11 protein-coding genes are annotated in these 20,371 nt (G+C 47.5%); 3 read left to right on the forward strand and 8 right to left on the reverse strand.

Annotated elements, in window-relative coordinates; genetic code table 11:
- Positions 1-10: 10 nt before the first annotated feature.
- Positions 11-8,896, reverse strand: a complete 8,886-nt coding sequence (locus tag SPB21_RS32600; RefSeq protein ID WP_499869191.1) for a CHAT domain-containing protein — start codon at positions 8,894-8,896, stop codon at positions 11-13.
- Between the two features lie 671 nt (positions 8,897-9,567).
- Here SPB21_RS32600 and SPB21_RS32605 point away from each other — a divergent pair.
- Together SPB21_RS32605 and SPB21_RS32610 are read left to right on the forward strand one after the other, a co-directional pair.
- A complete protein-coding gene (locus SPB21_RS32605) occupies positions 9,568-10,581 on the forward strand; it encodes a ParB/RepB/Spo0J family partition protein (protein ID WP_499869193.1) in 1,014 nt (337 codons plus the stop codon).
- A 693-nt stretch (positions 10,582-11,274) separates the two neighbouring features.
- Entirely contained in the window at positions 11,275-14,313 is a 3,039-nt protein-coding gene (locus tag SPB21_RS32610) for a cadherin-like domain-containing protein (RefSeq protein ID WP_499869195.1), read from the forward strand.
- Positions 14,314-14,584: 271 nt separating this feature from the next.
- Here SPB21_RS32610 and SPB21_RS32615 read toward each other — a convergent pair whose 3' ends face one another.
- From SPB21_RS32615 to SPB21_RS32635, 5 genes are all read right to left on the reverse strand, one after another.
- A complete protein-coding gene (locus SPB21_RS32615) occupies positions 14,585-15,115 on the reverse strand; it encodes a phage tail protein (protein ID WP_499869196.1) in 531 nt (176 codons plus the stop codon).
- 17 nt (positions 15,116-15,132) lie between these two features.
- Positions 15,133-15,660 carry a phage tail protein gene (locus SPB21_RS32620; RefSeq protein WP_163666443.1) on the reverse strand — a complete coding sequence of 176 codons (528 nt, stop codon included), beginning with the start codon at positions 15,658-15,660 and terminating at the stop codon, positions 15,133-15,135.
- A 12-nt stretch (positions 15,661-15,672) separates the two neighbouring features.
- A complete protein-coding gene (locus tag SPB21_RS32625) occupies positions 15,673-16,176 on the reverse strand; it encodes a phage tail protein (RefSeq protein WP_163666441.1) in 504 nt (167 codons plus the stop codon).
- Between the two features lie 74 nt (positions 16,177-16,250).
- Positions 16,251-16,766, reverse strand: a complete 516-nt coding sequence (locus tag SPB21_RS32630; RefSeq protein ID WP_499057849.1) for a GNAT family N-acetyltransferase — start codon at positions 16,764-16,766, stop codon at positions 16,251-16,253.
- Positions 16,767-16,856: 90 nt separating this feature from the next.
- Positions 16,857-17,150, reverse strand: coding sequence for a DUF6916 family protein (locus tag SPB21_RS32635; protein ID WP_163666437.1), 294 nt, complete (start codon positions 17,148-17,150; stop codon positions 16,857-16,859).
- Positions 17,151-17,668: 518 nt separating this feature from the next.
- On the opposite strand from SPB21_RS32635, the gene SPB21_RS32640 reads away from it, so the two are divergent.
- The gene (locus SPB21_RS32640; protein ID WP_163661781.1) at positions 17,669-17,848 is read left to right on the forward strand and encodes a hypothetical protein; all 180 of its coding nucleotides are present in this window, start codon (positions 17,669-17,671) and stop codon (positions 17,846-17,848) included.
- Positions 17,849-17,852: 4 nt separating this feature from the next.
- Here the strand turns inward: SPB21_RS32640 and SPB21_RS32645 are convergent, their stop codons facing one another.
- Positions 17,853-18,440, reverse strand: a complete 588-nt coding sequence (locus tag SPB21_RS32645) for an alpha-ketoglutarate-dependent dioxygenase AlkB (RefSeq protein ID WP_499057846.1) — start codon at positions 18,438-18,440, stop codon at positions 17,853-17,855.
- Between the two features lie 231 nt (positions 18,441-18,671).
- A complete protein-coding gene (locus tag SPB21_RS32650; protein ID WP_499869199.1) occupies positions 18,672-20,369 on the reverse strand; it encodes a hypothetical protein in 1,698 nt (565 codons plus the stop codon).
- Positions 20,370-20,371: the final 2 nt, after the last annotated feature.

The raw sequence follows: 20,371 nt of genomic DNA on the forward strand, positions 1-20,371 counted from the left end.
ACACAGCAGCCTATAGCCAGTTCCCTACCAGGACAAACGGACTCCAGAAGTAGGGAGAGGCTAACTCTGGATCTTGCATCAAGGTTAACTGTGCCTGTCTAAAGGCTTCTGCCTTAGTCACTCCTGGCTGTGCCAACGCCTGGTAAAACTCACCCATAAAGGCAGCGGCGGCTTGATCATTAATGGCCCATAGTCCGGCTAAGGTACTGCGTACCCCAGAACGAATGGCTGTACCAGCAATCCCTAAGACAGCTCGACTATCGCCGGATGCTGTTTTACAAGCACTAAAGACCAATAGCTCTACCGGGGATAGGTCACTACTATTTCGTGCCCGTAGCACATGGCTCATTTCCTCCATGGTGAGTTTTCCTTCCCAAGTCAAGATAAATGTGTCTTCAGCTGTTGCCCCAAATTCTCCATGGGTAGCCAAATGCACCACATTGGCTGGGGCTGTTTTGAGGCTGTTCAGCAAATTAGGCTGAGTTAGGGTCTGATTGAGTAAGACTTGATTATTTGGAATTTGCGCCGTGACGTCCTGGACCTCTTCTGGGACAAAGGGTAGAGCGGGGAAGCCAGAGCGAGCCTCACTGAGTCCACCCACCAACATGTTTAGGCCCTGCTGTGGCAAAGGCTGTGGGTCTAATAGACTTAAGCCTGGAGAAAGAACAACATTATACTTTTCAATCAGATAGTGTTCTCCATCATGGAGAGTTGTCAGTGGTAATGTGCGTAAAACGCCATCTGCCACAAATACAAGGTTTTCAATATTTTGTTGTTCTAAATCGGCTTCTGCTGGACGGATTATCCAATCGTAGACTTGCTGTAGCTGTTGAGTAGTGCTGGTGCGTCTCGCTCGAATAGGCGATGTCAACGATCCGAGCAGTTGTTGAATGGTTGTTTCTACTTCGTGAGAAGAAACGGGCTGACTGTAATGCGTTAGATTACCGCCAACGCTAATAATAACGTCAAGGCGCTCCTCCAACAGAATTGGATAAATAACGGCCGCCGCTGGGTCAATTTCGTCAGCAAAGGTAGACGATCCCTGCACACAGGCGTCTTGGAAATAGTCATTAATTTCAGCGACCTGTAGTGCCTCAATCAGTTCTCTGGCCTTCCTTAGATCGTTTTCTTGGGGAGAATGGCTGGTGTTGTCTGACAATAAGAGTTTGACAAATTCCCGATAAATCGGTTCTACATCATCTCGAAACGTGAATTGAACATCATCGCTGGTGGCGATCAGGTCTTTGCGTAAAATTTCTAGTGCATCAATGGCGGCCCCATAGGCATCGATGGCTTGGGCACGTTTACCTTGAGTTTTGTGCAACCGACCTAGCTGCAGAGCAACAGGATATATCACTTCTGGGAGTTGTAGGGTTTGGGCCTGACGGAATGCTTTTTGTGTCAAAGCTTCGGCTTGTTGCCACTGTTGTTGTTGACGGTAAATCTCTCCCTGATAACCCAGGGTGTAAGCTTCCGCAATTGGATCTTGCAGGATCTGAGACTGTTGAGCAATCTGATCGAGCAGAGACAAGAGATGAGCCGGTACCGGCTCAAGGCTAGAGTTCAAGACGGTGTGAACCAGGTTTAATTGGGCATACATGGCCTCATGGCTAGTGGGCAGCTGAGATTGCTGGAGTGTGGGTTTGAGATTGGCCCAAAGATGCTGGGCAGCTGCGGGGTCTTGATTGGCCTGCAATCGAAGCTGGCTAATACTGGCTTGAAAACGACTGAGTGCAGTGGGTGCGATCGCAAATGCCTGTTGATAATAGGCAAGGGCTTGATCAGCCTGGGTAGCATGTCCCAGATTAAGTAAGATCCGACTCGTTAACCCTGGCTGATTGAGTTGTTGGGCGATGGCCAGCGCAGTTTCCAGGGTGGATTTTGCCTGGGATAGTTCGCCACTGATGCGTAGGCTATTGCCCCATGTCAACAGTAGGATTGCTTTTTCAGATGATGGGGGCTCGTTCTCTAACGATGCCCAAATGTCTTGTAGCTGAGCTTGAGCCTGACGGTACAACCCTCTTGATTGCAGTACTTGAACCTGATTCAGCTGAGCCTGCTGGTATCCTGAACGATCGCCAATATGGTCATAGATAGCGGCGGCCTGTTGCCAGTCGGTGATGGCCATTTGTGTATTTCCCTGACCCAGGTTAAGGCTGGCACGGGCATTCAAAACCTGAGCCAGCAGTTGGGGGGTAACCACATCAGGGGTTAGGAGCTGCTGGCTGGCCACGATGGCGGCATTTGCCCGCTGCCAATCCCCTAGCTGAGCATAGGCCAGGGAAAGATTGCTGAGGATCGCTGCATAGGTTGAAGGATCATTGCCTGAGCTGACTTGGATTGCCGCCTGTTGCCATTGATGAATCGCCTGTACATAGTCCGCCTGATGGTAGGCACGGGCGGCTTGTTGCAGCAGATGATTCACACTATTGGCGGGCTCGACAACATTTTCATGGGGGTTCCCAAACTTCACTTCTTTGGGCTGGGGTGTTTGTGAAATGACGGGTATCTGACGAACGCCTAGGTCAGATAGTAGATAAAAGCTGGTGGCCAGACTGGCGGGTGTTGTGGGTAAACCGCCACGGCCAGTGACAACAAATTGGGCTTGACCCTGTTGATCAATAGCGCAGGCATTGGCAATTTGATTACTGGCGTCGGTCAGATTAGTGGGCAGCTGGGTTAAGCCTCTAGCTGGATCAAGATTGGGGGAATTAATGGAGACTTCACCATCTAAGCCAAACTGGGAAGAGGCGGAAATATCGAGCACCTCTGTACCTAGCAAGGCAATGGTAACAATGTTGATATTACCGCCGTTACCCTGAAACGCTTCAGCCGTAATCCGGTTTTGACCTTCCCGCAGCGCAACAATAAATTGGGCGTTGATGTCGATATTTCCGCCATCTCCCCCGGCAGCCGCTGTACCAGCTGTGGCATTAATTTCACTGCGATCGGCCAGGATCAGGGCATCTTCTGCTTGAATGCTGATGTTGCCGCCGTCGGTACTGGCGGTGGTGGCACTAATGTCCGATTGATTTCGCAGAGAGAGCAAATCGGCATCAACGGAGATATCGCCTCCTTGCCCTGCGCCCTGGCTATTAACGGTAATGCTGCCATTACTCAATCGGGCGGTGTTAGCCGTTACATTAATGTTGCCACCGCGACCGGTGGATGTTGTCGTGGTGTTGGCTGCGATCGCACCCCCATTCAGTCTCAAAGTATCGCTGACATTGACGTCAATCGAGCCCGCATTGCCAATTCCTTCAGTATTTGTCTGAATGGTTGCCCCGTTCGTAATGTTGGCCGTATCGACATTCACCCTGATATCTCCCGCATCCCCCGGACTACTAAAGCCAGACGTCCCCGTATTGGGAAGAGGCAATGTACCAAAGGTGGAGGCAGAGATCTCTACATCATCGGTCAGCGTCAGCTGCTGTGTTTCAATCTCAATATCTCCAGCATCCCCTACGCCCCTAGATTCAACGGCCAATCTTCCGGGACCGGCAATGGTAATCGCTTCTGGCGCAAATACCTGTAAACTTCCCCCCTGTCCCTGTCCAGATGTCGAGGCAGAAATGTTGGCACCAGGTGCTAGAAGAATACTTAACTCAGGATCTAACACAGCAGCCCCCTGTCCAAAGTTTGTATCAAACGGCTGTAGAGTCAATGTACCAGCCGGTGTCTGCCCTTCTGTTTCAGCAAAAACTCCCACTTCACCTGCCAAATCCATGCTAGAGGCATTTAGGGTGATACTGCCGCTGCCCTCAATACCCGTCGCTGTGGCGGTTGCTGTGGCCGTAATCCGAGCATTGTCTGCCAGAGTTAATTGGGGTGCATTGAGCAAAATATTCCCCGCACTGCCCTGGGCATCGGTCACTGCTGACAAAAATGTGTTGTCCCCTGTAACCAAAATCTCTGTATCTGAATTAATCGAAATATCCCCAGCGGCACCTGAACTCACCGTATTGCTAGAAATCTGAGTCTCGTCTTGAATCGTGATCAATCCTGGACTGGTAATGCGTACATCCCCTGCATCGCGGATGCCCTGGGCACTACTGATAATGCTGCTATTACCCAAGGTTAGATCGCCATTGCCAATAATATCGACATCTCCCGATTCTCCAATCCCATCAATTTCAATAATCAGCGGTGGACCAGAACCAATATTCACGGAGACTGTGGCACTGGTGATGAGATCAACATTATCTAACAGCAGATCACCAGTGCCATTCACTAACAAGTTTCCTGCCTGACCTTGGGAAGAAACCGTCAAAATATCTAAACCTGAAATCAAATCCTGAGCCGACAGGATGACCTGGCCCCCACTACCGCTCCCTGCCGCATTTTCAGAAATGGAAAATGAACGTAGGGAGAGCGCCTCACCAGTTAGCACATTGGTGCCTAAAATATTACCTTGTTCTGTAATCAGAGAGATATCTCCCCCATTACCTGATGCTCCTGCTTCTGAGAACGAGAAGGTGGATATCGGAACATTCAGATCGATCTCACCACTGTTGGAGAATATAGACAGATCGCCTCCATCGCCTCCAACTGCATCATCACTGTCGGCAGCATTGAGAGATGCGAACGTACTTATAGAATCAGTAACGGTAATATCTCCAGAGTTGGACGATAGCGTAATACTTCCTCCATCGCCTCCCTGGGTACTTCCGGTTGAAGAAGATGTACTGGCAAACGTCCGCAGAACCTGAGTTGTAATGTCGCCAACATCGTTAGTAATTGAGATATTTCCCCCATCTCCCCCCACAATTGTTGGGGCTGTTTGAGCAGAAGAAGACGTATTTGAACTGGTTTCTAAGCCGGATGTGACAAGGATATCTCCAGTTCTATTTGTAATTGAAATATCACCACCGCGACCTCCCATTAATGTCCCCGTTGATGAGCTTTGTGATGTAGACGTATTAATAGTTTGGAGATTGATAGTACCTGCCTCGCTAGCAATTTCAACCTGCCCTCCAGTACCGGCAATCAAATTCTCCGTATTTCCACTTATGATTGTCGTGGCTTGCAAAGACCTGCTAGAGATATTGCCAGTCACGGTTGAGAGCAGAATGTCTCCCCCTGTCCCTCCAGAAACTACAGCACTCGAAGAACTACTATTACTGGTTGTGGAATTTAAAGATACGCCACCTACATCAATATTGCCGGAGTTTGTGAAAACATTCAGGTTGCCTCCAGAGCCACCTGAAACAGTCTCTCCTGATATATTTGACGTTGACGTAATGCTCCCAAGGGTTACATCACCGGAGAGAGTGGAAACAAAAAAATCACCCCCGCTGCCACCCGTTGCATTATCTCCCCCAGCTATTGTTCTTGCATTAGCATTTGAGATATCGATATTCCCAGAAGTGGTTGTAATGGCAATATCACCACCGTTTCCAGTGACGATATCATCATCAGCAATAGCGCGGGAAATGGTTAATATGGATGGGATTTGGATGTTGCCAGAGGTGGTGGATAGGGTGATATCTCCCCCCTCTCCCGCTGTCAGGTTACCCCCTGTGGAATTGGTATCCGTGGTTAATGTGCCTGTCAAAATATCACCTGAGGTGGTGGACAAGGCAATATTGCCTCCCGATCCTGCGACGATATTGTCACCACTAGAAAATGTTATTACAGAGGTGGTTAAATCACCTGTTAAGAGATTTCCTTGACTTGCGATCGTAATATCTCCCCCATCTCCCCCAACAACATTGGCCGATCCACCTAATGTTCGAGCCTCAGTAATTAAATCACCTGTTGTAACGCCGCTTTGGCTTGCGATCTCAATATCTCCCCCGTCGCCACTGGCAGAGGTATCAATATTGGCTAATGACAACAGCTCACCTTCAATAACAACGGCTCCGCCTTGCCCCCCTGCTCCATTACTGGAGGTGATGATATCATCGCTAGAGATAGTTCCCGTCCCCGTTGAGAGCCTAACGTCCCCTCCCGTTCCTCCAGCACTGTTAGAGGAACTACTCCTGACCCGGGAATCTGATGATAGGGGGCCAATATCAAGGTTACCGGAATCTGAGGCAATGGTAATGTTACCGCCAAAGCCACCTGTAACGTTATCGCCATATACCTGTGATATTGCAGTCATACTGCCAAGGGTCACATCGCCAGAGATAGTTGACACTGAAAGATCGCCCCCGCCTCCACCTGTTATATTATTTCCAGTGGCGAGGAGTCTTGAAACAATATTTGAGATATCAACATTCCCAGAGGTTGTTGTAATGGTAATGTCGCCACGCTCGCCAATATCAATGATATCCCCAGAAGCAAAGTCATTGGAAAAGGTGCCCAGGGATGAGACTTGAATATCTCCAGATGTAGATGACAGGATGATATCTCCACTATCTGCACCGGTTAAGGTGTTGCCAGACATGCCCTGGGCGTATGTGTCTAATCGGTTCGCAGAAATATTACCCAGGGCGGTTGACAGAGTAATATTTCCTCCCCTGCCCTCAACAACATTGTCAGCATTACTAGAAAACGTGGTAGCTCCTGTGGTTAAGTCGCCTGTAAGGATGCTACCCTGAGCTGAAATCTCAATATTTCCACTATCTCCACCAAACACATTGTCAGTACCCCCAAATGTCTGCATAGAGGTATTACCATTTCCAATGGCAACGTTCCCCTGACCCGCAATCGTAATATTTCCACTATCTCCACCAACTACATCGCCTATCCCGCCAAATGTCTGGGCAACGGTGTTGAAATCATTGATGGAGATATTGCCTTGACTTGCGATCGCAATATCTCCACCGCCACCATTGGCAGATGTATGAATATTGGTCAATGACAATGTTCCACCGGCATCAATCACCACTGAGCCGCCTTGGCCCTCGGCACCCACTCCAGAAGTTGTAATATCATTGGCTAAAATATCTCCCGTCGATCTAAGCTCTAACGCACCACCGTTACCTTCAGTCAAAATAGCAAACAACAATTGTGTGCCAGCCGCTTCCCCCCAAGGGGCCACATCTCCAGCTTGAAACAGCTCGCCAGAGTCTCCGCCAACATTATCAACAATATCTAAAATCCAAACCCCGTCGGCTACGTTTCCGGCAAACAGATCTAAGTCTTCGTTGGGCCTAAGGGTGCCAATAAAGGGTGCCGTTCCATCATTAATGGAACCGGGTGCATCATCATCGAAAAGCGTATCTTGAAAATTATCACCGTTACCCCCCACTCTATCAAAGAGGATCAGTGAGTCATCATCAGGACTTGTTAGCGTTACCGTTAAATCTGCATCAAAGGTGTGGGCAGCAGAAAATCGAACATCCAGATCATCTACAGTGCCGACTCCGTCAGGAACAGTAAAGCTAAACTGGGCAGACCCCGATGTACCTGTGGCTGGAATTGGGCCTCCGGCATCAACATCCACCGTTATCTCTTCAGATAAGGTGGATGTGTCGATGTTGCCGAGCAAAAAGTTGGCTCCAGAGATAGTCAAATCTCTACCATTGGTCGCTAAAGTATCTTGTAAATCCAGCATCACCACATCCCCAATGCCATCTCCATTAGCATCGGCAATAAAGGCGATGCGACCTGTTCCATTGGAAAAACGCAGTTGGTCATCCGCTAAATCTTCAACCGTAATGCCATCGGTTGCTTGCAAAATAACATCGGTATCCCCAGACAGACCTTCCAGCTCAGATTCAAAAATCGTGCTGGGACTGACATCATTAATCGCGCTTAGGGGAGCACTTAAGACCTGCCCTGCCAACCCAGAGGCATTCCCTGCAAAGCTATCTGTTCCGTCTGCTGCACTATCGGCTGTACCGTTGGCAATGGTAATCGTAGTGGGGTCTAGCAACAAAATGCCCGTTTGACCAAAGGGTGCGGTTGTATCGACAGCGCCACGAAAGATTAAATGGCCGCCACTGGACACTTCTACAAACCCGCCATTAGAGAACTGTACTGGGTTATTAGCGCCACGAGCCGTAATATCGCCATAAAAACCCGTCACCTGATCGGACCAGATGGCAACCGTACCACCGTTACCAGATTGCAGGGCATTGGCAATAATGCGAGTGTTAGGACCAATAAATGTGCGTTGAGCATTGAGTTCTGGATTCGCACCTTGTAAGAGCCCACCAATTAAAACGGTGCCCCCTCCGTTGCTCTCCGAGACATCAATCAGCGCGCTATCCAGTACCCCTACTGTTTCACCAAATAGCCCTACCGTGCCACCAGGAACCATGAGATCACCTGTGTGGGTAATGTTGCGTCCTTGCAACGTGAGCGTTTGTCCGGTTGGTACTGCCAGACTACCGGCATTGGTAATATCCCCCTGACCCAGCTGAACTCCTGGGGTAACACTTAATGTGAGCAAAGGCGGCGCTTGAGGATTGGTCGCACTAAATTCGACATCATCACCAAAGGTAAATGCCTCTGCCGTACTAGCTGTAAAGGAGCCAGGAATATCTAGACTGGCACTGGGTCCAAAGATAATGCCGTTAGGATTCAGTAAAAAGAGATTGGCACTGCCCAGAACCCCTAACGTGCCGTCAATACTAGAGGTGTTTTGTCCAGTGATTCGTGAGAAAATGTTACTGATATCCAGTGGATTGGCAAAGTAAACTGCCTGACCAGGGGCAATGTTAAATTCTTGAAAGCTATGGAAAAGATTATCGCTACGGATCGTGCCCCCCTCGATTAAATCCGATGGCAAGCCTCTCACATTAACGTTGGGCTGAATCTGGGTATTTGTAGTGGCATCAGGAATCAGTTGAGCTAATGCTGGCCTTGTTGGTAAGAGACTACAAAAGCTAAGAATTAACAACTGTTTCAATTTTTCTGAGTGTTGCTGATCCTTGATATGGGGTGATTTCTGGGATCTTGACATGTTGCTATTCTGGTTTTCAGATGCACCTCTAAAGTCAATCATGACCTTTTGTAAGGTGAGCACTGTGCTCAATATTTTCCAACCAAGGAGTTTACTGAAGTTACCCTTTATAGTGCGTGACTTGCCCATCATTGTGAGAATTGGTTCAATGTGATTTTGCCTATGGACACCCTGAGGAATTCGAAACTCGATGATATTGTATCGAAATGTATAAGGTATATAAGGAACCCTTCATAAAAACTCATTCTCTTACATACATCAGAGGTAAAAGCACCTGAAATACAAGGAGATGCGTCAATCCGATCGGGTAAGAAAGAACATAACTAATTCCTCTCCAGGACCCATTGAAGCTTTACTATGGCAGTTGGCTTGACCCGGCCATAATGGAGTCAAGTTTAGAAACGGCTAGGACCAGTGATGAACTGCACAGCTGTCCGGAGAAAACGGTGATCTGAGCAATCTGGCGTCATGATTGCAGTCACTCATCCCTCTAATTACTTAATAAACCTGAACTTTTACCTGAACTTTTACCTGAATAAACCTCAACTTATCGGTATTTTTTCTGCTCTCACTATTCGGCATATTGGGGATGTGAGTTATCAGAGTTTGTATTTTACTTTAGCAATTTTGGTGAGTAGAGTGCACATCTTTCACCATGGCGTTGTTCTTGAAATCAATGAAAACCTAACGATGGCCAGCCAGGAAACCGAAAAATGCTTAAAGACGATCTAAATACTTTATCTACGAGTTCTACTGTTCAGCTACCCGATGGACAGAGTGATAGTCTCATATTCCCTATTGTTGAAAGTCAGAGGGAAATTGAGGGTGACAAACAATGCTTAAATGAAAGACGATTAGATAATGTGTCTATGGAGCAGTGGATAGCTGTTGCGAATATTCAATCTGGAACATTGCAACCGCGTCAGTATTTTGATGAGTCGGAAATCGATAGCCTGGCCAAGAATTTTAGAGAGAATGGCTTTAAGGGGATACTTAATGTTAGACCGTTAGATACTGAGCGATATGAGCTGATTGCAGGGGAACGTCGTTGGCGAGCTGCTAAAAAAGCAGGGATTAAAAAAGTTCTCTGTTTGGTAAATCAGTTTAGTGATGAAGAGGCGTTACAGTTTTCGCTGATTGAGAACATTAAACGAGTTGATCTCAGCAAATTAGAGGAAACTATGGCCATCTTGCGATTGATCGAGATGCGTTATGGACTCAGTCAAGCTCAAGCCTCTAAAATTATACGAACAGAAGGGCATCCGGATAAACGTTCCCGGTGTGACGTTGCACCAAGCCAAGAATTGCAAAATATTGAAGCAGTGCTGCGGTCCTTTGATATTGAACTACAAACGTTTCGAACCCGAAACTTGCGTAGTCTTTTCCTACCGAATGAACTGATTCAAGCTCACCTGAAAGGACAAATCTCGTGGTCAATTGCTTTAGAGATGCATAAGCTTAAGGATACAACAGTGCGTCAGGCATTGCTGGAGGAGATCTTAAACCGAGAGTCTACATCATTTCGGTGGGTGCAGCAGAGGGTGAAAGCATTAAGAGCAGAAGTATCTGAACCGATTAAACAAGCTTCAGCCTCTCTTGGTCATCAACTAAAAGTTGTCGCTCAACAGATAAATAGGGTTGAGCAACAGCTCAATCAAGATCAACGACATCAGCTTGAGACTATTCTACAGACATTAGATGATTTTTTAAAGAATGCTAGTGAATAGTTTTAAGGCGTGCAATAAGGATGTTTAAGATACTTTGATAGATGCCTGATTTGAAGGTCAAATGCTGTCAATGCTATTGATTGTAGTGCTCAATCTCTTGTCAACTTGATGGTTAGTAACTATTTTAAGTTGTCTATTAGTGAAGTAACTTGAGTGATGCAGATTTGTATGCTGAGCATGTATCTCTCTTAGAGCCTTTGTCGAGTAAATTATTATTTGGATATGGAATAGGGAAATGCCATTCGTCAGATGCCAAATCTGAGGGGAGACTTAGGGTAAAAAGCGTACTTAGGTAGAGACTCTCTTATAAAAGACTGGCTGTCAAGGAATAGCCAGTCTTTTTCACTGAGGAAAGACTGTATTATGTTCTTGTAATGGTCTGACTCAAATTGCGTCTAGTTTCTTTTTGGACGGTTACCTTTGATGGCTACCTACTAATCAATTGCTAAGTGTGATTTGTGTCAACCCAATAGATTGGCACAAATCACACATTTTTATAACACCTGAATAAATCTGAACTTTTATCTGAACAAACCTGAACATTTCAGGATGTTTTCTGCTAGAAGTTTTCGCGATAGTGAGGTCATTGACGTAAGTAAGATAGGTTCAAACAACGTTGCAATGATCTAGCCACGGGACTGCATCAGAAAAGATTACTCACTTATTTTTTAACTGCTTTAGGAGACTAAGTAAATGTCTGACGGAGTTTTTAACCCAGAAGTCAATGGCGTTGTCCTCACCGGAGATGGTGGCAATAACGTCTTGAATGGTACCAACTTAAACGATCAACTGTTTGGTCTGGGTGGTAATGATCGCCTCAAAGGGATGGCCGGGGCCGATTTACTGGAAGGTGGAATTGGTAATGACTGGCTTTCCGGTGGTAGAGGAACCGATAAATTAGAGGGCGGTGTTGGTAATGATGTATTGCTAGGTGGTAAAGGCCACGACTGGCTCTTTGGCGGTGAGGGTGCGGATTCACTTTGGGGGGATGGTGGCAATGACAATCTCAGCGGCGGTGAGGGTAATGACTTACTGCTTGGTGGTTCAGGTAACGATCTTCTGGATGGTGGATTAGGTAACGACGTTATCCATCTTGGTAAAGGCTCAGATATTGTTTTGTTAGCTCCTGGCAATGGATTTGACGTACTAACAGACTTTAAGGATGGACAAGATAAAATTCAGCTAGAGGGCGGTCTCACCTTTGAGGATTTGGATATCCGCAAACACGGTAGATTCAGTTCAGAGATTCGCATTGATAAACCAGGCGACCCGAATGATGGTGAGAGATTGGCAAAACTTGTAGGAATTCGTCCTAATAAGTTAACTGAGGATGACTTTATCTTTGATGACGGCGGCTCTAATAGTGCACCAACCATTACCAGTTCTGCGACAGCGAGTGTGGCGGAGAATCAGACCAGTGCGATTGATGTGGAGACATCGGATGATAATGATTCCGAGGGTTCAGGCTTGGCCTATAGTCTCACAGGTGGAGCAGACCAATCCTTATTCTCGATTGATGCCAACAGTGGTGTGGTGACCTTTACCAATGCGCCGGACTTTGAAGCACCTGTTGATGCCAATGGCAACAATGACTATGAGCTTCAGGTTACGGTTACAGATTCCTCTGGTTTGACCGATACGCAAGACCTGGTCATTAGTGTGACGGATGTAGCTGAGAATGCAGCACCGACAATTACGAGTTCAGCCACGGCTAGTGTTCCCGAGAATCAGACCGGTGCGATAGATGTGGAGACATCGGATGATAATGATTCCGAAGGATCTGGCTTGACCTATAGCCTGAGTGGTGGAGCAGACCAATCCTTGTTCTCGATTGATGCTAACAGTGGTGTTGTTACCTTTAACAATGCGCCGGACTTTGAAGCGCCTGTTGATGCCAATGGCAACAATGACTATGAGCTTCAGGTTACGGTTACAGATTCTTCTGGTTTGACCGATACGCAAGACCTGGTCATTAGTGTGACGGATGTAGCTGAGAATGCAGCACCCACCATCACGAGTTCGGCGACTGCAAGCGTTGAGGAGGAACAGACGAGTGCAATTGATGTCAATGCGACCGATGATAATGACTCTGAAGGCTCAGGCTTGACCTATAGCCTCACAGGTGGTGCCGATCAAGCCCTGTTCTCCATTGATGCTGATACTGGTGTAGTCACGTTCAATGCAGCACCTGATTTTGAGAATCCTGGAGATGCTGGTGGCAATAACGTCTACGACATTCAGGTCGCCGCAACTGACTCAGGTGGTTTAACCGATGTTCAAGACATTGCTATCACGGTTACCGATGTGGTTGAAAATGTGGATCCTGTTGCCCAGAATCAGTCCTATTCCACCTTTGGTAATACGGTGCTAGAGGTTGCTGGTGCAGATATTCCTGGTAATGAGGTGGCCTCTGTAACCAGTGCAACTAGCCTGCTCACCGGTGCGACAGATGCCAATGGTGATACATTGTCTGTTCTTGAGGAGACGAAGACTACTACGGAGGGTGGAAGCGTTACCATTAATGCCGATGGTAGTTTCTTCTATACTCCTGAGGCAGGCGATGCCAGCGTTGCCGATACCTTCACGTTTACTGTCTTAGATGGCAATGGCGGTAGCAGCACGGCAACGGCGACGATTAATGTGAGTAGCGATCGCATCTGGTATGTTGACGATGATGCAGCAGCTGGCGGCGATGGCACGTCAGGGAACCCGTTCAATAGCCTAGTTCCCATTAACACTGGCGGTAGCAGCGACGGCCTTGATGGTGCTGGCGATACCATCTACGTCCTGGATGGCTCCTATGGTAGCGGCATTACTCTGGAGAATGGTCAGTCCCTATTGGGGCAAACAACCGATTTAGTGGTTGGTGGCACCACTCTGATCTCTGGGTCTAACGCCAATCGACCGACAATCACCGGTGATATTGGCCTGGCGTCGAGTAATACGGTGCAGGGGATTGACGTTGACGGCGATATTACTGGCTCCAATGTCGGTAGCCTGACCCTTGAGGATGTGGTCTTTAGTAACAACGGAAGTAATCTTGCGATTACAAACAACACGGCTGGTGCCACACTCAACATCCTGAATAACACCCTGACTCCAGTCAATCCAACAGGAACAAACCTGACCCGGTTCTTGATTGACAACAATGCTAACAATGCCATTGTTAATATCACCGGCAATACGATTGATCGTGGCACCTCAAGTGGTGCCGATGTGCTGCGGCTTGAAAATAGTGGCGATGGTGTGACGGCGACGATCAGTAACAACGACATTGATGCCGATACTGGCACGCTAGGGGCCGGTTCAGGCATTGAGGTCATAAACTTTGCAGGTGTTCTCGATGTCTTAGTCGACAACAACACCGTTGATGGTACCGGTAACTTCCATATTCTGATTGACTCAGAGAATAACGGTACCATTAATGCCACGGTGACTAACAATAGTGTGCCGTCAGCAATAGCACCGAGTATTGCCAACAATGCTAGTTTGGCGTTGAATGCGGAGGACAATGCCACGTTAAATATCAGTGTGACTGGCAACAACATGCAGAGTGACAATGGCACCACCGGCACTGGTAATCTCCCGTTTGAAGCAGACATCTTCTTCATTGACAGTGGTGCAAATGCCGTCGTAAATGTTGCCCAAGCCCTGGCCGATATTTCCGGATTAAATAATGGTGATTCGGTGGGGCAATTTGGCAATAACGTCAACTTTGGTGTATCTTTTTAGGCCGCTCTAAATCAGCTGTATTATCTGACCTGATCAGCATGGGTTAGATAATCTCTGGGCAGCTAACAAGAAACCGTCGCTGGTCTAAACCAGCGACGGTTTCTTACTAAGATTCACGTCGTCGTGCTCACGTGCCTCACCTCAAAGGGCGCATGACGTTGCACCTCAATGGATATGGCAAATAGCCTACCGTTTGCTTTCAGCCAAAAAACAGGTTAGCGTTCTGAGGCGCTAACCTGCTGTCATTGCGTGTATTTTTCCAAAGAAAGCTTTAGCCCCGGCTTGGAAAGATACCAGTAAGGGCAATGAGAAAATTGAGGCTTAAGTAGGGTTGTTCATTATCAACCGTACTCGACGAGCCAGAACCGACTGAACTTAGGCTGCTACTTGCCATGTCAACAGGGCTAGTGGCACTGCCATAGATGTTGATATCTGGCTGGGCCAAAATATTGTTGGATGCAGTTGTTGATCCACCAAAAGCGGTTGGTACTTCTACTGCTGCTGCCTGATGGGTATGAGAAGGCATGTTGCTCTCCGTGAGAGTCACTGTGGCAGAGCCTCCATGTTGCCCAATGTTGTAACGATTAAGGCCTGGTCCTTGACCCATGCCAACGGGAGCTCTGCCCTGGAGGTTGGGTAGACCAAGGGTGTTACGGCCATCCCCACCAAAGGTGGTGCCAAGTACGGCAAAGAGGGCCTGGTTTTGACTAATACTCACGGTTGACCCATTACAAAATGCCCAACCCCGAATGGCGTAGGTACCGCCAAAAAGTCTGATCTCGCCAATAAATGGTTCTGCCATGGTAGTGGATCTCCTAATTACGTTTGGGTTGGATAGATACCCGTAAGGGCAATAATAAAGTTAATGACCTGGAAGGACATGAGGTTGTTCACTGAGGAAGCACTCCCTCCACTGCTAGCAATCACTGACGATGACATACTACTAGTGCCTGAAGCATCTTCGGCATAGATAGGATGGGCATCAGGAGCCGTGGCAAGAACTTTACCAGTTGGCACAGTGTCGGTAGCAGAATTGCTGGAAGCCTGCCAGACATGGGTATGGTTGGGGATGTTACTAGCCGTAAGGGTGACTGTTTCTACGCCTGATTTTGTTCCAATAGGACGATTGGTGAGCCCTGGTCCCTCGCCATAATGCATAGGCACTCGCCCCCGGAGATCGGGTAGCCCAAACGTAGTACGGCCATCGCCACCATAGATGGTACCGAGCAGTGAGAACAAGGCGTCATTTTGCTGAGTCGACAATAGTGAACCATCACATAGGGCCCAACCAACAGGGGCAAAATTGCCCCCAAACATGCGAATCTCGCCGATATAGGGTGTTACCATGAATTAATCTCCTTAATTACGTGGAGGGAATGTACCCGTCAGAGCAATACAAAATTCGACCGCAAGGAAGGGCTGCATATTATCGATAGCCTGCCCACCACCGGCAGAACCAACCGTATTTGAATTTAGAGAAACCAGATTTGCGGCATCTGCATAAATGTTTACGTTGGCAGTGTGGGCTAAGACCTGATCGATTGGGGTAGTGCCCGAAGCATCAGCGCTCGTTGCCTGAACCGTGTGGGTGTGGGATGGCATGTCAGATGTTGTCAGGGTGGAACCTTCTTCACCGCTCCGTTGCCCCTGGGGATAACCACTGCCAAAGCCGATGGGCACCCGTCCCCGTAAACCTGGTAGGGCAAAAGAGGTCCGACCATCGCCACCGTACGTCGTGCCTAATAGGGAGTACAGTGATTGATTTTGATTAATCGCTAAGGTCTCCCCATCGCACTTGGCCCACCCCCTTGGGGGAAAGTTAAAGCCAAACATCTTAATTTCCCCTAAAAAAGGTTCACTCATAACGTGATCTCCTGGTTTAAATTGACATGTTGTTGACATGTGGGCATTAGGCCCTAAGAGAAAAGGAATCAACCTTAAGGTGTCCATTCCATCAGGTTATAAACACCTGCATCTCCTATTTGCCTGAATCCAAGGCGGTGATAAAGGTTTAGAGCACGGTTGTTGGGCTCCACATGAATCCTGACAGGCTGATTTCTAGCCTGTGCTTCCGCCAAGATTGTGTTCAACAAAGCTGTGCCGATGCCACAATCGCGATAGGCGGGCAACAAAGCAATGTCGATAATGCAAATTTCATCAGCGCGTCGATCTAAATATAGTCGGCCTATCGGTGCACTTGATTGCTCAATAACCCAATAATGAGCCTGCTTAAAATTGTTCTGATAAAACGTATGTTGGGCGTTGAACTGAAACTCTAAAAATGCCTGTTTTTGTTCCTCTTGCCAAGGAACAACAGCCAATTCTTCCTCGCGAGTGCTGTTATAAACCTGCCTGAGAAAAGGTTGATCGGCATCGGTGATGGGTCGCAGTGTAAGCTCGTAACGAGCAATCGCCTCTCCTTTTAGCAATGGGTCTGCTGAGACATAAACCATAGGTTATCGATGTTGTTTGTGTGGAATAGGCTTGGCCTGGCAAGGACGTAGGCGCACAAGACTGTGCGCCCCCATAAGAAAGGATCGAAATCAGTTAAAGATCGCTTCGTAACGTATTCCATCTGATGCACCGGCCACAGGTACTAGAAAGATACTCAGATCACCTAGATCTGAATGGTTCATGGAATAAAGTTTTTGAGGTAACACAACATCACTCGGCCCCTTAAACAGAAGGGAAAATGATTCAGAACGAGCGCTTGAAGACGAACTTAGTTCAACAGCTTCCAACAACTCTAATTGCAAAGAAGTATCAGGCTCAGGACAGACTTGAAACGAACTACCAACTGTGGATGAAAAATCAGATAATGTCAGCGTTTTGAACATCGGAGCTTATTCCTCGTAGTATTGATCTTTTGAACTCCTGCGTGCTACGCAAATTTACCTAGGTAACTATCAAGCTATCGTATTCTAGCTGACAACAAAGCTTAAATTTAAATTTCATTACTCTACTTTACTGATATTTGTACCTTGTTGAATTGAGTTTGTAATAACAAAGCAAAACTGAGACTTTTCCCCACTTGGCCGAATAAATTGAGGGATGTAAACACCATGGGAAATAGAGAAAAAGATCGAAAGACAGGGGGTAATTGAATACGATCACTGAGAGAAACGGCAGAGTTTATTAAATTCGTCATAATTGCACTGTCAGAATGGCTGAATACAATTCACTATTTTGGAATTGCATCTAGCATTTTGGGAGAATAATACTTCCATTTACAGAACTGGACAGTGCGAAGTTAATCTCCACCAGATGAGAATTTCTAGAAAAAGAACATCCCTGTAGCCAACTGGCAAGGAATGTCCGAAACTGGCTGAAATCATACCAATCAGCCGGTTTTATTATGGAGTTATATGAGCGCATAGAGCAAATAGTTTTAACATTCCGTCCAGTCTTTAGCCGCGAAGCTAGTTTCGAGTGGTTTGTCCTGCTGCTATGGGGGGTACTCTTGACGACTCAACCGTCTGGGGTCACCAGCTATGTGAATGGGATTGGTCTGAGTGAAGGCTATTATCATCCTTGAAACTCTATCCCCAACCATATTTCCTAAAAGTGAGATTTAAACGAGGTTGATTGCATTGGGGATCTGCAATCAACGCATGCTCATAATTTTCCTGGCAGCCTTTGCCCATAAAGAGCAGACTGCCCGAGGCAAGGGGAATAGCAAAACTTTCGTTAGGGTTGGTAGGCTTGCGGAAGATAAATTCCCGTTCGGCTCCAAGGCTGAGGGATGCGATCGCAGATGTATCTCCATAGGCTGGCAAGTCTCTATGAAAGCCCATACTTTTGCTACCATTTTGGTAATACACACATCGCGCTACCTGAAATCGAACACCTGTCTTCCGCTCAATGCAGTCTCGCACATTGGCCAGGGTCTGAGGCCAAGCTGACCTTTTACCCCATACTTTTGGAAAAGCTTCGAATGAAGTTAGTTCCGCGTCAGCAAATAGGTAAGTGCCTAGTTCAGTGATTTGCTCGCTCCCATCGGCCATTTTGACAGTCTTGTTGGTAACATCAAAGCTAGAGATAATCTCGTCAAAAAGTGACTTCGCTTTGGTTCTGCCTAAAAAATCAGCATCATAAAACGCTTCACAGTCTATGGACAGTAGTTTCATTAGTTTGATATCTGCATAATCTCGCCTCGGTGCAACGTCACACCGAAATTTGACCTATGTCCAGTAGGCCCTATCATACTAACATTGTGGTTAAGAGATAAGAATTTTATAAATTCCAAAGGTTATGGCTGAAGCAATGAATACTTGCTTACAAAGCTCTTTTTAGTCTAAAGAGATTGTAGTACGGTTAATTCTTGAGCAATTAGAGTATGCACTGGAGTTTGGCAAATTTTAATCATCGGTAACAGTAAACGTTCGAGTGACTGTTCCTAGCTCGGTTCCTCCTAGATTCTCTTCAGAAAATAGGGTAAACGTAATTGTATTGCTCCCCTCATTTAGGAATTCTTCTCCACCAATGGACTTACTGTTTTTCTTGCCAAATAGGCTATAGGGGGGAGCATTTTCAGTTCTTACAATTTGACCATCATTTAGATTAACTTCCATACTGTTCACCTTATCCAACCAAGGGCTATTCTCAGGAAGATTGGCAGCAATCGTAATTTCGCAATCATCAATCTCATCTTCAGATATCTGGGTGTTATTCTCTATTACGGTGAGTACCCGTTGTTTATCTGTCCTGACCAGGGTGACTTCAAGATCAAGGGGTATTTCTGTTTCGCTTAGCTGGACTGAAAGATTGGTGATGTCTGCAATACAGCTGATGGCGTCGTCAACATCAATCTTCAGTCTTTCCGCCGTGGCCTGATTAAGTTCAATATAATCCTGCTCTGATTCCTCATCTGGCATTAGCTGTATTGCACCGGCAAATTCTAGGACATGAAATATACGCTGGCATTCAGTCCGTTGAGTCAGGATTGCGATCGCACTTTGTAAGCTGGCCAGGGTTTCAGCATCAATAACACCGGCTGGCCCCTGAGCCCCGGTTTCACCTTTCTCACCCTGGAGACCCTGAGCCCCCTGAGCCCCGGTTTCACCTTTCTCGCCCTGCTTACCCTGGAGACCCTGGGCTCCGGTTTCACCTTGTTCGCCCTGCTCACCTTGGGCCCCCTGAGCTCCGGTTTCGCCTTTCTCACCTTGTTCACCTTGGGGCCCCTGGGCTCCCGTTTCACCTTTCTCACCTTGTTCACCTTGGGCCCCCTGGGCTCCCGTTTCACCTTTCTCACCCTGCATGCCCTGAGCCCCGGTTTCACCTTTCTCACCCTGGGGACCCTGGGGACCGGTTTCCCCCTGCCCCGTTTGGGATACGCTCAGCACGGCCAGCAGGAAGGTTGACTCAGAGGAGCCATCGGTAATGGTGATCTGATGGATACCGGTCGAGAGCAAATCTGACGAAAGGCTGGTACCGCTACCTAGCATACCATCGATGCTGGAGGTCCAAATGGGGTCAGTAACCTCGGCGGGAATGGCGGAAAAGACTACAGACTCTCCTGCGGTGACAATCGCACCGTCGATGGGGCTGGTAATGCGGGGGCCGGTAATAAATGAGAAATCATCCAGCACCAGGGTGGCAAAGCTGCTGCCAGGATTCTGGATCACAACAGAGGAAATAGGCGTATCACTAACAAACCCAATAAAGCCCTCAGAATTTGTGGCCGGAAAGTCATAGGTATCCTCGTTAAAGGTGGCCTGGGCTGAGTCACCTACGGACTTGGGAGCTGAGTAGTTTGCCCCCCAGGCTAAAACAGGTTTAGGGAAGTGAATAGTCAGGGATGCCTGGGGGTTACCATCAAGACCCAAGTAAAAGGCGTTGGTGGTGTTAAATGCATGGGAGTTGGTGGCGTCGATGATCACCATACTGCCCGTCGCGCCCGTCGGTCGTATGGTCTCTATTTCTAGAACACCGACGGTATTGGTATCGTTATAAATTAACGGGCGAGGACGCTCGGCATCAAAGGTTTCAATGGTTAATGGGTTGTCTTTTATTTCGGCTTCCCAGGCGGTGCGAGTGGAAAAGGTGGTGGTGGTCATGG

It is taken from the genome of Leptothoe sp. ISB3NOV94-8A, from assembly GCF_043421595.1.
Classification (GTDB): Bacteria; Cyanobacteriota; Cyanobacteriia; order Phormidesmidales; family Phormidesmidaceae; genus Leptothoe; species Leptothoe turfae.

Excerpts from the sequence above, each read along its gene's own strand:
- SPB21_RS32600 (WP_499869191.1), bottom strand. The coding sequence starts at position 8,896 with ATGATTGACTTTAGAGGTGCATCTGAAAACCAGAATAGCAACATGTCA.
- SPB21_RS32605 (WP_499869193.1), top strand. The coding sequence starts at position 9,568 with ATGCTTAAAGACGATCTAAATACTTTATCTACGAGTTCTACTGTTCAG.
- SPB21_RS32610 (WP_499869195.1), top strand. The coding sequence starts at position 11,275 with ATGTCTGACGGAGTTTTTAACCCAGAAGTCAATGGCGTTGTCCTCACC.
- SPB21_RS32615 (WP_499869196.1), bottom strand. The coding sequence starts at position 15,115 with ATGGCAGAACCATTTATTGGCGAGATCAGACTTTTTGGCGGTACCTAC.
- SPB21_RS32620 (WP_163666443.1), bottom strand. The coding sequence starts at position 15,660 with ATGGTAACACCCTATATCGGCGAGATTCGCATGTTTGGGGGCAATTTT.
- SPB21_RS32625 (WP_163666441.1), bottom strand. The coding sequence starts at position 16,176 with ATGAGTGAACCTTTTTTAGGGGAAATTAAGATGTTTGGCTTTAACTTT.
- SPB21_RS32630 (WP_499057849.1), bottom strand. The coding sequence starts at position 16,766 with ATGGTTTATGTCTCAGCAGACCCATTGCTAAAAGGAGAGGCGATTGCT.
- SPB21_RS32635 (WP_163666437.1), bottom strand. The coding sequence starts at position 17,150 with ATGTTCAAAACGCTGACATTATCTGATTTTTCATCCACAGTTGGTAGT.
- SPB21_RS32640 (WP_163661781.1), top strand. The coding sequence starts at position 17,669 with ATGGAGTTATATGAGCGCATAGAGCAAATAGTTTTAACATTCCGTCCA.
- SPB21_RS32645 (WP_499057846.1), bottom strand. The coding sequence starts at position 18,440 with ATGAAACTACTGTCCATAGACTGTGAAGCGTTTTATGATGCTGATTTT.
- SPB21_RS32650 (WP_499869199.1), bottom strand. The coding sequence starts at position 20,369 with ATGACCACCACCACCTTTTCCACTCGCACCGCCTGGGAAGCCGAAATA.